The 13168-nt window shown below is 70.0% G+C and carries 11 protein-coding genes; 2 read left to right on the forward strand and 9 right to left on the reverse strand.

Features of this window, described 5'->3' with window-relative positions:
* Positions 1–87: 87 nt before the first annotated feature.
* The 5 genes from rpsD to GTW67_RS00445 all read right to left on the reverse strand — a co-directional run bounded on the left by rpsD (position 88) and on the right by GTW67_RS00445 (position 5266).
* Positions 88–702, reverse strand: coding sequence for a 30S ribosomal protein S4 (gene rpsD, locus GTW67_RS00425; protein WP_030185023.1), 615 nt, complete (start codon positions 700–702; stop codon positions 88–90).
* Positions 703–998: 296 nt separating this feature from the next.
* Positions 999–2354, reverse strand: coding sequence for an AAA family ATPase (locus GTW67_RS00430; RefSeq protein ID WP_161162782.1), 1356 nt, complete (start codon positions 2352–2354; stop codon positions 999–1001).
* A 74-nt stretch (positions 2355–2428) separates the two neighbouring features.
* Complete coding sequence (locus GTW67_RS00435) at positions 2429–3091, reverse strand: vitamin K epoxide reductase family protein (protein WP_161162783.1); 663 nt, start codon at positions 3089–3091, stop codon at positions 2429–2431.
* Between the two features lie 191 nt (positions 3092–3282).
* Positions 3283–4545 (reverse strand): histidine--tRNA ligase, encoded by a 1263-nt coding sequence (gene hisS / locus GTW67_RS00440; RefSeq protein WP_161162784.1) that lies wholly within the window; start codon positions 4543–4545, stop codon positions 3283–3285.
* Between the two features lie 13 nt (positions 4546–4558).
* Entirely contained in the window at positions 4559–5266 is a 708-nt protein-coding gene (locus GTW67_RS00445) for an MBL fold metallo-hydrolase (RefSeq protein ID WP_161162785.1), read from the reverse strand.
* A 181-nt stretch (positions 5267–5447) separates the two neighbouring features.
* Between GTW67_RS00445 and GTW67_RS00450 the strand changes: the two genes are divergently transcribed.
* A complete protein-coding gene (locus GTW67_RS00450; RefSeq protein WP_161162786.1) occupies positions 5448–6296 on the forward strand; it encodes a peptidylprolyl isomerase in 849 nt (282 codons plus the stop codon).
* 134 nt (positions 6297–6430) lie between these two features.
* Complete coding sequence (locus tag GTW67_RS00455) at positions 6431–7660, forward strand: DUF349 domain-containing protein (protein WP_161162787.1); 1230 nt, start codon at positions 6431–6433, stop codon at positions 7658–7660.
* Between the two features lie 72 nt (positions 7661–7732).
* Here the strand turns inward: GTW67_RS00455 and relA are convergent, their stop codons facing one another.
* The 4 genes from relA to secD form a co-directional block, all read right to left on the reverse strand.
* Positions 7733–10276, reverse strand: coding sequence for a GTP pyrophosphokinase (gene relA / locus GTW67_RS00460; protein WP_161162788.1), 2544 nt, complete (start codon positions 10274–10276; stop codon positions 7733–7735).
* A gap of 173 nt (positions 10277–10449) precedes the next feature.
* Positions 10450–10998, reverse strand: coding sequence for an adenine phosphoribosyltransferase (locus tag GTW67_RS00470; protein WP_161162789.1), 549 nt, complete (start codon positions 10996–10998; stop codon positions 10450–10452).
* Positions 10995–12113 (reverse strand): protein translocase subunit SecF, encoded by a 1119-nt coding sequence (gene secF / locus GTW67_RS00475; RefSeq protein WP_161162790.1) that lies wholly within the window; start codon positions 12111–12113, stop codon positions 10995–10997. Before secF ends, GTW67_RS00470 begins: the two co-directional genes overlap by 4 nt.
* 3 nt (positions 12114–12116) lie before the next feature.
* Positions 12117–13168: protein translocase subunit SecD (gene secD / locus GTW67_RS00480; RefSeq protein ID WP_161162791.1), on the reverse strand; the 1052-nt coding region annotated here is incomplete at its 5' end.

Genomic DNA, 13168 nt, shown 5'->3' on the forward strand with positions numbered 1-13168 from the left:
CACAGCGCGAAGCCCGCCGCCTCGCCCACCCGGAAGGGCGGGGAGACGGCGGGCTGAGGTACCGCGGAGGTACTGCGTCCAGCTCGATCAGCGGGCGTAGTACTCGACGACGAGCTGCTCGTCGCAGATCACCGGGATCTCCTTGCGGTTCGGCTCGCGGTCCAGGCGGAACGCCAGGGCCTTGAGGTTCACCTGGAGGTAGCGCGGGGTCTCACCGTCGGGGGCGAAGCCACCCTCACGGGCGATCGTGAAGAGGGTCTTCTCCTTGGAGCGCTCGCGCACCTGCACGACGTCGTCCGGACGGACACGGAAGGACGGCTTGTCGACCTTCTGGCCGTTGACCTGGATGTGGCCGTGGACGACCATCTGGCGGGCCTGGTAGATCGTGCGGGCGATGCCCGAACGCAGGACCAGCGCGTCGAGACGGCGCTCGAGCTCGATGACCAGGGCCTCGCCGGTCTTCATGTTGGTCTTGGAGGCACGCTCGTAGGCGCGGACGAGCTGACGCTCGCTGAGGTCGTACTGCGCGCGCAGACGCTGCTTCTCGAGCAGACGGACCTTGTAGTCCGAGTTCTGCTTGCGGCCGCGGCCGTGCTCGCCCGGCGGGTAGGGGCGGGCCTCGAAGTACTTGACGGCCTTCGGCGTCAGCGCGATGCCGAGGGCACGCGACTTCTTGACCTTGGGGCGGGACTGGTTCGCCACTGTCTGTGTCTCTTTTCTGAGTTTCCGGCTTGTCAGGGTTGAGGGAGGTCGCATCCGCAGCCGGGGAAACCCGCCGGGTCCGCTCGGGACCTGCCGGGCAGCCGCTCCCCTGGTCTGGGCACATACGTGCAGCACGCGAGTGGCCCACCGACCGCTCCCGGAGCTCCGGGTGGTGGTGGGCTGCCCGCGACACCGATCGACGGTGCGCGACGCTCCTGGAACCCGCTGGGGGTTCCGGCCGGTTGTCCCGTTCTGACTGCACGGGACTCGGCACTCCGAGCGAGTCTACAGGCTGCTCAGGACCGCTTGCGACCGAGGTGCTCCCGGGTCCACTCCACCGCGTCCGCGTATCTGGCCTCGGCGCCGTGCCGGGTCGGCGCGTAGTACGTCCGGTCCTTCAGCTCGTCCGGCGCGTACTGCTGGGCGGCGATGCCCTCGGGCAGGTCGTGCGGGTACACGTAGCCCTGTCCGTGGCCGAGCTTGCCCGCGCCCTTGTAGTGGCTGTCGCGCAGGTGCGCCGGGACCGGCCCGGCGTGCCCCTTGCGCACGTCGTCCAGGGCGGCGCCGATGGCGGTGGTGGCGGCGTTGGACTTGGGGGCGAGGGCGAGGGCGATGGTGGCGTGGCTGAGGGTGAGGGCGGCCTCGGGGAAGCCGATCATGGCGACGGCCTGGGCGGCGGCGACGGCGATGGGCAGCGCGTTCGGGTCGGCGAGGCCGATGTCCTCGCTGGCGGAGATCATCAGGCGCCGGGCGATGAAGCGGGGGTCCTCGCCGGCCTCGACCATGCGGGCCAGGTAGTGCAGGGCGGCGTCCACGTCGGAGCCGCGGATGGACTTGATCAGGGCGCTGGCGACGTCGTAGTGCTGGTCGCCGTCGCGGTCGTACTTCACGGCCGCCCGGTCGACCGTCTCCTCCAGGGTGGCGAGGGTGACCTCGGCCTCGCCCTTGTCGAGGGCGGCCCCGGCGGCGGCCTCCAGGGCGGTGAGCGCGCGACGGGCGTCGCCGCCGGCGATGCGCAGGAGGTGGTCCTCGGTGTCCTCGGGGAGGGTGACGGCGTCCTTGAGTCCGCGCTCGTCGGTCAGGGCGCGGCGGAGCAGGTCCCGGACGTCGTCGTCGGTGAGGGGTTCGAGGGTGAGCAGGAGGGAGCGGGAGAGCAGCGGGGAGATCACCGAGAAGTACGGGTTCTCCGTGGTGGCGGCGATCAGGGTGACCCAGCGGTTCTCGACGGCCGGGAGGAGGGAGTCCTGCTGGGCCTTGCTGAAGCGGTGGATCTCGTCGAGGAAGAGGACGGTCTCCTTGCCGTACCCCCCGACGGCGCGGCGGGCGCCGTCGATGACCGCGCGGACCTCCTTGACGCCGGCGGTGATCGCCGACAGCTCCACGAACCGCTTGTTGGTGGCCTTGGAGACGACGTACGCCAGGGTGGTCTTGCCGGTGCCCGGCGGGCCCCAGAGGATCACGGAGGAGGGGCCGGCGGGGCCGGAGGCGCCCTCGCCGACCAGTCTGCGCAGCGGTGAGCCGGGCTTGAGCAGGTGCTGCTGACCGACGACCTCGTCGAGGGTGCGCGGGCGCATCCGCACGGCGAGGGGGCTGCCGGTCGGGTCCTTCTCCTGGCGTTCTTCGGCTGCGGCGGTGAACAGGTCGGGCTCCACGCAAGAACCCTACCGGGGGTCTGGGGGCCGCCCCCAGAGAGCACAGCACCGCACTGACAACACGGCGCGCGCCGTCAGCTGGTCCAGAAGTCCCACCAGCGGGTCAGGATCATCATGCCGATGATGCCGATGTGCAGGACCGGCATGACCCAGGTGAACTCGCCGAAGAAGCCCTTGAGCCAGTTCGGCGCGGGCAGGAAGCCCTTGCGGACGTTGAAGGACGTCACGTACCAGAACATGAGGATGGTGGCGACCCAGGCCAGGCAGCACCACAGGCACAGGGCGTTGATCCGGTACAGGGACTGGAACTGGAGCCAGGTGCAGAAGCCGACACCGAAGAGCGTGCCGGCGTTCAGGGTGAGCCAGTACCAGCGCGGGAAGCGGGCCCGGGCGAGCAGGCTCATGCCGACGCAGACGACGATGCCGTAGGTGACCAGGCCCAGCATCGGGTTGGGGAAGCCGAAGACGGCGGCCTGGTCGCTCTCCATGACGCTGCCGCAGGAGACGACCGGGTTCAGGCTGCATCCGGGGGTGAACGTCGTGCCCGCGACCTTGGCCTCGAGCAGCTTGAACTTGTCGATCGTGATGACCCACGCGGCGAGCACCCCGGCGGCGCCGGTGATCACCAGCAGCAGGGCGAAGGCACGGCTCGCGCCCTCGGTGCGCGGTGTTCCGGAGGTGGGTTCCGGCGCGGGCTCCGCCACGGTCGAGACGTCCTTCACTGTCGTCTTGCTCATCACGCCGATTCCGTCACTTGAGTCGGACCTGCTTCGGGCAGGGCCATTGTGCCGTACGGGCCTGTGCGAGCACCGTTCGCTGAGCATAAGAACGCACCGGCGCGGACCCGTGGGCGTGGTGTTCCGGCCGATTTCCGTTCGCCCGGGGCACACGCGAACGAACGCGTGCACCCCTGGGGCGTACGGGCGCCCTAGCCGAGCCGGGACTCCAGTTCCGCGACGATCTCGTTGACGCCGATCGCGCTCTGCTCGCCGGACTCCATGTCCTTGAGCTGGACGACGCCTTCGGCGAGGTCGCGCTCGCCGAGGACCAGGGCGTAGCGGGCGCCGGAGCGGTTGGCCGCCTTCATCGCGGCCTTGAGGCCCTTGCCGCCGTAGGAGAAGTCGGCGGCGACGCCGTTCTTGCGCAGCTCGGTGACCTTGGCGAACAGGATGCGGCGGGCCTCCTCGCCGAGCGGCACGGCGAAGACGGAGGTGGCCGACGGGATGTCCAGTTCGATGCCCTCCGCCTCCAGGGCGAGGACGGTGCGGTCGACGCCGAGGGCCCAGCCGACGGACGGCAGGGCGGGGCCGCCGATCATCTCGGACAGGCCGTCGTAGCGGCCGCCGCCGCCCACCGCGGACTGGGAGCCGAGGCCGTCGTGGACGAACTCGAAGGTGGTGCGCGTGTAGTAGTCCAGGCCGCGCACCAGCTTCGGGTCGTCCTCGAAGACGACGCCGGCCGCCGTGATCAGCTCGCGGACCTCCTCGTGGTACGCCTTGCAGGCGTCGCACAGGTAGTCGCGCAGCAGCGGGGCGTCGGTGAGCTGCTTCTGCACGTCCGGGCGCTTGTCGTCGAGGACGCGCAGCGGGTTGATGTCGGCGCGGCGCAGCGTCTCCTCGTCGAGGTCGAGGCCGTGCAGAAAGTCCTGGAGCGCGGCGCGGTAGACCGGGCGGCACTCCTTGTCGCCGAGGGAGTTGAGCAGGATGCGGAAGTTCTGGAGGCCGAGCGCGCGGTACGACTGGTCGGCCAGGATGATCAGTTCGGCGTCGAGGGCCGGGTCCTCGGCGCCGATCGCCTCGGCGCCGACCTGGGAGAAGTGGCGGTAACGGCCCTTCTGCGGACGCTCGTAGCGGTACTGCGAGCCCGAGTACCAGACCTTGACGGGCAGGTTGCCCGCCTTGTGCAGGTTGGCCTCCAGGACCGCGCGCAGCACGGGTGCGGTGGTCTCCGGGCGCAGGGCGAGCCGGTCGCCGCCCTTGGTCTCGAAGACGTACATCTCCTTGGTGACGATGTCGGTGGACTCGCCGACACCGCGCGCGAACAGCTCGACGTTCTCGAAGCCGGGCGTCTCGATGTAGCCGTAGCCGGAGTTGCGCAGCGGGGCGGCGATCGCCTCGCGGACCGCCAGGTACTTGGCGGAGTCGGGCGGCAGCAGGTCGTACGTGCCCTTGGGGGCCTTGAAGGTGCTCACGGAAGGTCTCTCGTCACATTCCTCGTCGGGGAGCCTCGGGGGCGCCCTGGCCGGCGGCCACCTGCCGCAGATACGGGTTGGTGGCGCGTTCCTGGCCGATGGTCGTCTGGGGGCCGTGTCCGGACAGCACCACGGTCGCGTCGTCGAGCGGCAGGCACACGCGTGCCAGGGACTCGAGCATGTCGTCCATGGAGCCACCGGGGAAGTCGGTGCGTCCGATGGAGCCGGCGAACAGCAGGTCGCCCGAGAACATGATCGGCGGGATGTCCGCCGCCTCGGGCAGGCCGAAGGTCACCGACCCCTTGGTATGGCCCGGCGCGTGCGCGACCGTCAGCTCCATGCCCGCCAGCTCCAGCTTGGCGCCGTCGGTCAGCGCCTTGACGTCGTCCGGCTCCCCGACGGTCAGCTCGCCCATGAGGGGCATGCCGATGGTGCGGCCGATCCCCTTCTCGGGGTCGCTCATCATGAAGCGGTCCTCGGGGTGGATCCAGGCGGGCACGTCGTGCGCGCCGCACACCGGGACGACCGAGGCCACATGATCGATGTGGCCGTGGGTGAGGACGACGGCGACGGGCTTGAGCCGATGCTTGGCGAGTGCCTCCTCGACGCCCTGCGCGGCCTGGTGGCCGGGGTCGATGATCACGCACTCCTCACCCGCGGCGGGGGCGACGAGGTAACAGTTCGTCCCCCAGGCCCCGGCGGGGAACCCGGCAATGAGCACGATCGTCCTTCGTTTGTGTCGGTACGGGTGGCTTGCGGGCGGGCTGCGCCCGTGGTCAGAGCCTACCGGCGGTGCCGTTTCCTCAGCGAACCCATATACGGTACGGGGCTACACGCACGCGGTCGGTTCGTCACGCGCACGCGTACCGGTCGGCACACACGACGCATGAGGAGAGAACCCGGTGGTCAGCCAGGAGCAGCGGCGGCGTCAGCTCGCCCGGGAGAAGTTCTTGCGGCAGCAGCAGCGACGCACCTCCGCGCGACGCAAGGCGCGCATGCGCAACGCGGCGATCGCCTCGGTGCTCGGCGTCATCCTGATCGGCAGCGTCGCGCTGTACACGACCGGCGTGGTCCTCGGGGACGACGACAAGACGAACGCGAGCGCGGAGGCCACCCCGAGCGCGTCCGCGAGCAGCAAGGCGCCGGACCCGTGCGACAAGCCCGCGGCGGGCAAGGCGAAGACGCAGACGTGGAAGAAGGAGCCCGCGCTGACCGTCGACAAGTCGGCGAAGTACACGATGAAGCTGTCGACGACGTGCGGGGACATCGACGTCGCGCTGAAGGCGTCGGCGGCGCCGCACACCGTCAACTCGTTCAACTTCCTCGCGGGCAAGGGCTACTTCGACCACACGAAGTGCCACCGGCTCACCGACCAGGGCATCTACGTGCTCCAGTGCGGCGACCCGCAGGGCACGGGGATGGGCGGCCCCGGCTACACGATTCCCGACGAGAACCTGAAGGACAAGAGCCTCACGGGCAACGTCTACCCGGCGGGCACGGTGGCGATGGCCAACCAGTACAACGCGCAGACCGGCGAGGGCCGGAACACCGGCGGCAGCCAGTTCTTCCTCGTCTACCAGGACAGCCAGCTGCCGCCGGACTACACGCCGTTCGGCACGATGTCCGAGGCGGGCATGAAGGTGCTGAAGAAGATCGCGGACGCCGGGGCCCAGGCCATGGACCCGACGACCGGGAGCACCGCGCCCAACGCGACGGTCGTGATCAACAAGGCGACGGTCACGGAATCCTGAGCCCCATCAGCGGAATTTCGGTCGCGCGGGATGCGGACAGGCCCCCCGCCGGTCGCCTATGTTGGCCGTGACGAAACTGTGGACGATGCCCGGGGGAGCAAAGCCCTCCGCAGGCATCATGTGGAGGAGGCGCTGTGAGCAGCGACCCGTGGGGCCGCGTCGACGAGACGGGGACCGTGTACGTGCGTACGGCCGACGGCGAGCAGGTCGTCGGTTCCTGGCAGGCAGGTTCCCCCGAGGAAGCGCTGGCCTATTTCGAACGCAAGTACGAGGGCCTGGTTGTCGAGATCGGCCTCCTCGAAAAGCGAGTGAAGACCACCGACCTGTCGTCCAAGGACGCCCTGGCCGCCGTCGAGCACCTGCGCGAGCAGGTCGACGCGCACCACGCGGTCGGTGACCTGGAGGCGCTGCGCGGCCGGCTGGACAAGCTGGTCGAGCTGGTGGACAAGCGCCGCGAGGAGCGCAAGGCGCAGCGGGCCAAGCAGTCCGACGAGGCGCGGGGCGCCAAGGAGGCGCTGGTCGCGGAGGCCGAGGAGCTGGCGCAGTCCGACCAGTGGCGGGCGGCCGGCGAGCGGCTGCGGTCGCTGGTGGACACCTGGAAGGGGCTGCCGCGCCTGGACCGCAAGTCCGACGACGAGCTGTGGCACCGCTTCTCGCACGCGCGCTCGGCGTTCTCCAAGCGCCGCAAGCAGCACTTCGCGCAGCTGGACGCGCAGCGCGAGGAGGCCCGCCGGACCAAGGAACGGCTGGTCGCCGAGGCCGAGGCGCTGTCGAACTCGACGGACTGGGGCCCGACGGCCGCGCGGTACCGCGATCTGATGTCCGAGTGGAAGGCCGCCGGCCGCGCCCAGCGCGAGCACGAGGACGACCTGTGGAACCGCTTCCGCGGCGCCCAGGACGTCTTCTTCGCCGCCCGCGGCTCGGTCTTCGCCGAACGGGACGCGGAGCAGACGGAGAACCTCAAGCTGAAGGAGGAGCTCGCCGAGGAGGCCGAGAAGATCCTGCCGGTCACGGATCTCAAGGCGGCCCGCGCGGCGTTCCGTTCGGTCAACGAGCGGTGGGAGGCCATCGGCCACGTGCCGCGCGACGCCCGGCCGAAGGTCGAGGGCCGGATGCACGCCGTGGAGCGGGCGATCCAGGAGGCCGAGGAGTCGGAGTGGCGCCGGACCAACCCGGAGGCACGCGCGCGTGCCGAGGGTCTGACCGGACAGCTCCAGGCCGCCGTGGACAAGCTGGGCTCGCAGATCGAGCAGGCACGCGCCCAGGGCAACAACGCCAAGGCCGACAAGCTCCAGCGCGAGCTGGACGGCCGCCAGGCGCTGCTGGACCAGGCCCTGAAGGGCCTGCACGAGTTCGGCGGCTGACCGACCGGGTCACAGACGAGAGGGGCTCCCGTACGCACCGTACGGGAGCCCCTCTCGTGTGTGCGGGTGCCGCTACGACGGCCTGCGTGCCGACGTCACGCGGTAGACGTCGTACACGCCCTCCACGCCCCGTACGGCCTTCAGGACGTGTCCGAGGTGCTTCGGGTCGCCCATCTCGAAGGTGAAGCGCGAGGTGGCGACGCGATCGCGGGACGTCTGAACGGCCGCGGAGAGGATGTTGACGTGCTGGTCGGACAGCACCCGCGTGACGTCCGACAGCAGCCGGGAGCGGTCCAGCGCCTCGACCTGGATGGCGACCAGGAAGACCGAGGACTGGGTGGGCGCCCACTCGACCTCCAGGATCCGCTCCGGCTCCCGGGACAGCGAGTCCACGTTCACACAGTCGCTGCGGTGAACCGAGACGCCGCTGCCACGGGTGACGAAGCCGATGATCGGGTCACCGGGGACGGGCGTGCAGCAGCGGGCCAGCTTGACCCACACGTCGTCGACGCCCTTGACGACGACGCCCGGGTCGGCACTGGTGCGGCGTTTGCGGCCGCGACCGCGCGACGGCGGTACCGACTCGTCGATCTCCTCGGTGGCGGCCTCCTCGCCGCCGAGCGCCTGGACCAGCTTCTGCACGATGTTCTGCGCGGAGACATGGCCCTCGCCGATTGCCGCGTACAGCGCGGAGATGTCCGAGTACCGCATCTCGTGCGCCAGCGTGACCAGGGAGTCGCCGGTCAGGATGCGCTGGATCGGCAGGTTCTGCTTGCGCATCGCGCGGACGATGGCGTCCTTGCCCTGCTCGATCGCCTCGTCGCGGCGCTCCTTGGAGAACCAGGCCCGGATCTTGTTGCGGGCCCGCGGCGACTTGACGAAGCCCAGCCAGTCGCGGGAGGGCCCGGCGCCGGCCGCCTTGGAGGTGAAGACCTCCACCAGGTCGCCGTTGTCCAGCGTGGACTCCAGCGGGACGAGCCGGCCGTTGACCCGTGCTCCTATGGTCCGGTGGCCGACCTCGGTGTGGACCGCGTAGGCGAAGTCCACGGGCGTCGCCCCGGCCGGGAGCGCTATGACGTCGCCCTTGGGCGTGAAGACGAAGACCTCGTTGCGGGAGAGGTCGAAGCGCAGGGACTCCAGGAACTCGCCGGGGTCCTCGGTCTCCTTCTGCCAGTCGAGCAGCTGCCGCAGCCACGCCATGTCGTTGAGGTGGTCGTCCTTGCTCTTGCCGGACGACTTCGGCACGTCGGTGCGGACCTTGGAGGCGCCGGCGACGGCCTCCTGCTTGTACTTCCAGTGCGCGGCGATGCCGTACTCGGCGCGGCGGTGCATGTCGAAGGTGCGGATCTGCAACTCGACGGGCTTGCCGTTGGGCCCGATGACCGTCGTGTGCAGCGACTGGTACATGTTGAACTTGGGCATCGCGATGTAGTCCTTGAACCGCCCCGGAACCGGGTTCCAGCGGGCGTGGACCGTGCCCAGCGCCGCGTAGCAGTCGCGGACGGTGTCCACGAGGACGCGGATGCCCACCAGGTCGTAGATCTCCGCGAAGTCACGGCCGCGGACGATCATCTTCTGGTAGACGCTGTAGTAGTGCTTGGGGCGGCCGGTGACGGTCGCCTTGATGCGGGCCGCGCGCAGGTCCTGCTGGACCTCGTCGGTGACGAGGGCGAGGTACTCGTCGCGCTTGGGGGCGCGCTCGGCGACCAGGCGGACGATCTCGTCGTACATCTTGGGGTAGAGGATCGCGAAGGCGAGGTCCTCCAGCTCCCACTTGATGGTGTTCATGCCCAGGCGGTGGGCGAGCGGCGCGTAGATCTCCAGGGTCTCGCGCGCCTTCTTCTCCTGCTTCTCGCGCTTGAGGTAGCGCATGGTGCGCATGTTGTGCAGGCGGTCGGCGAGCTTGATGACCAGGACGCGGGGGTCCTTGGCCATGGCGACGACCATCTTGCGCACGGTCTCCGCCTGCGCGGCCTCGCCGAACTTGACCTTGTCCAGCTTGGTGACGCCGTCCACGAGCAGGGCGACGACGTCGCCGAAGTCGCGGCGTAGGTCCTCCAGGCCGTACTCGGTGTCCTCGACCGTGTCGTGCAGCAGGCCGGCCATCAGCGTGGCCGGGTCCATGCCGAGCTCGGCGAGGATGGTCGTCACGGCGAGCGGGTGCGTGATGTACGGGTCGCCGCTCTTGCGCTTCTGGCCGCGGTGCCAGCGCTCGGCGACCTGGTAGGCGCGCTCGATCTGGCGCAGCGTCGCCGTCTCGATCTTGGGGTCGTTGCTGCGCACTATCCGCAGCAGCGGCTCCAGGACCGGGTTGTACGGGTTCGCGCGCTGCACGCCGAGGCGGGCCAGGCGGGCACGGACGCGGTTGGAGGAGCCGGAACGGGCGGGCTGCCCGGTGGGCGTGCGCACCACGGGCGCGTTCTGGGGGCGCTCGGACGGCAGCGGCTTGGGACGCGGCTGCTGCTCGGCGGGCTTGTCGACCGGCGCGGACGAGGCGTGCTGGATCGGCCCACGCGTGTCGTTCTTCGCCTGGGGCGCGCTCGGCGCGGGCTTCGCCGCGGGCGCCGAGGCGGACTCGGGCTTTGCGGCGGTCAGTGGCTGGGCCTCGTCTGGCAAGAGGACTCCTCGTGCGCGATCCGGGTCCCCCGGTCAGGCTCCGGAAACCCCATGGTAGCGATCCTGCCCTCCAGGATCGCCTTCAGGCCGAAGTGAGGGCCTTCTACGGGAGAAACGCCTGAGGCGGGCGCCGGATTCCTCCGGGCCCGCCTCCCTGTGCGGCTCGGGCCGCGTCAGACGGTGAGCAGCGCCTCCAGCGGGGCGCCCGCCAGGGCGGGCTCCAGCCGGCTGCGCCCGCCGAGGAAGCCCAGCTCCATCAGGACGGCGAGGCCGGAGACCTGCGCGCCCGCCCTGCGGATGAGCTGGACGGAGGCCTCGGCGGTGCCTCCGGTGGCGAGGACGTCGTCGACGATCAGCACACGGTCGTCGGCGCTCAGGTCCTCGGCGTGCACCTCGATCTCGGCCGACCCGTACTCCAGGTCGTAGGCCTGGCCGAGGGTGGCTCCGGGGAGCTTGCCCGCCTTGCGCACCGGGACGAAGCCGAGGCCGGAGCGCAGGGCGACCGGGGCGCCGAGGATGAAGCCCCGGGCCTCCAGTCCGACCACCTTGGTGGCGCCGGTGCGTCCGGCGACCTCGGCGAGGGCGTCGGTGAGCGCGGTGAAGGCGGCCGGGTCGGCCAGGAGCGGGGTGATGTCCTTGAACACCACGCCCGGCTCCGGGTAGTCGGCCACGTCCCGGATGCGGCTGAGCAGCAGCTCCGAGATGTCCGTGAGTCCGGTCATCGGCGCTTCCCCGAGGGTCGGCCGCGGCCCCGGTTGCGGGACGCGGGCTGGTTGCGAGGGCCGACGACCGCGGCCGCGGCGTCCTCGGGCTCGTCGTCGTACGGCTCGTCCGTGACGGGCCCCTCCACCGCCTCCCCCTTGACCCCGGCCTGGGCGCGCTTGGCGAGGACGCGCTTCTTGAGGGCCTTCATCTGCGGCTCGGCCTCCTTTAGGTCGGCGACCAGCGGCGTGGCGATGAAGATCGAGGAGTACGCACCGGCCGCGAGGCCCACGAACAGCGACAGCGAGATGTCGTTGAGCATGCCGGCGCCGAGGACACCGCCGCCGATGAACAGCAGGCCGCCCACCGGGAGCAGGGCGACCACGGTGGTGTTGATGGAGCGCACCAGGGTGCTGTTGATCGAGCGGTTGGCGATCTCGCTGTACGTCCACCGGGTCTGCTTGGTGATGTCCTTCGTCTGCTCCTTGAGGCTGTCGAAGACGACGACCGTGTCGTAGAGCGAGTAACCGAGGATCGTGAGCAGACCGATCACCGTGCCCGGCGTGACCTCGAAGCCGACGAGGGCGTAGATGCCGGTGGTGATGGTGATGTCGTGGATCAGCGCGACGAACGCGGCGAGCGCCATGCGCCACTCGAACGCGATCGCCAGGTAGATCACGACGAGGACCATGAAGATCCCGAGGCCCTGCCAGGCCTTGTTCGCGATCTGGTCACCCCAGCTGGGGCCGACCAGGTCGGCGTTGATCTTCTCCGAGTCGACCTTCAGGTCCTTGGCGAGGTCGTCCTTGATCTGGTCCGACTTGTCGGTGTCGATGCCCGCGATCTGGATGCGCAGGCTGCCGTCGCCGAGCTTCTGGACGATCGCGTCGTGGCCGGAGGCCTCTTCCGCGTACGTCTCGGCCTGGGACACCGAGGCGCTCATGTTCTTCGGGCTGGTGAAGACCGCACCGCCCTGGAACTCGATGCCCATGTGCAGGCCGCGCACCGCCAGGCCCACGATCGCCGTGATGGTGATCAGGATGGAGATGCCGTACCAGATCTTGCGGTTCTTGATGAAGTCGTAGCCGACCTCGCCATGGTGCAGCCGGGCGCCGAGCTTGCCGAGCTTCGACATCTCTCACGCCTCCTTCGGGTCGACAGGGCCGGCGGACGGACGGCGGGTGCGGCGGAGCGGCGGCTTGGCACCCAGGCTCTTCGGATCCAGGCCGGACCACTTGTGGCCGCTCGCGAAGAACTTGCGGCGGGCCATCAGCGTGAGCAGCGGCTTGGTGAAGAGGAACACCACGACCACGTCGAGCAGGGTGGTCAGACCCAGCGTGAACGCGAAGCCCTGGACCTTGCCGACGGTGACGATGAAGAGCACCGCGGCGGCGAGGAACGACACGAAGTCGGAGACCAGGATGGTGCGCCGGGCGCGCGGCCAGCCACGCTCGACCGCAGGGCGCAGCGAGCGTCCCTCGCGGATCTCGTCGCGGACGCGTTCGAAGTACACGATGAACGAGTCCGCCGTGATGCCGATGGCGACGATGGCTCCGCAGACGGCCGGCAGGTTCAGCGCGAAGCCGATGGTCGGGCCGAGCAGCGCCATGATCACGTACGTCAGGCCCGCGGACACCAGCAGCGAGGCGACGGCGATGAACGACAGGCCGCGGTAGTACAGCAGCAGGTAGAGGACGACCAGCGCGAGGCCGATCGCGCCGGCGATCAGACCGGCCTTCAGCTGCTCACCGCCGAGTGCGGCGGTGACCGTGGTGACGCTGTCCTCCTTGAAGCTCAGCGGCAGGGCGCCGTAGGACAGCATGTTGGCGAGGCTCTGCGCCTCTTCCTGGTCGAAGCTGCCGGAGATCTCCGCGCTGCCGCCGGTCAGGGCCTGGCTGACGTACGGGTCGGAGACGACCTCGTTGTCCAGGGCGATGGCGAACTGGTTCTGCGGGGACTGGTTCTGGGCCAGCTTGCCGGTGATGTCCGCGAACTTCTTGGAGCCGGCGTCCGTGAACTTCATCGTGACGGTCCAGCCGGCGGCGGTCTGCGTGTTGAAGACCGCCTGGGCCTTGTCGACGTCGGTGCCGTCGACCGCGGCGGGGCCGAGGATGTACTTCTGCCACTGGCCCTGCGAGTTCTGGCCGCAGGCCACGGTGGAGTCGGCGGGCTTGGCGCCGTCGCCGGCCA

Origin of the sequence: Streptomyces sp. SID5910 (assembly GCF_009862125.1) — a bacterium.
In the GTDB taxonomy this organism is placed as follows: domain Bacteria; phylum Actinomycetota; class Actinomycetes; order Streptomycetales; family Streptomycetaceae; genus Streptomyces.

Bases quoted from the DNA above. Each gene is read 5' to 3' on its own strand.
- GTW67_RS00435 (WP_161162783.1), bottom strand. From the start codon at position 3,091: ATGAGCAAGACGACAGTGAAGGACGTCTCGACCGTGGCGGAGCCCGCG.
- GTW67_RS00470 (WP_161162789.1), bottom strand. From the start codon at position 10,998: ATGACCGGACTCACGGACATCTCGGAGCTGCTGCTCAGCCGCATCCGG.
- secF (WP_161162790.1), bottom strand. From the start codon at position 12,113: ATGTCGAAGCTCGGCAAGCTCGGCGCCCGGCTGCACCATGGCGAGGTC.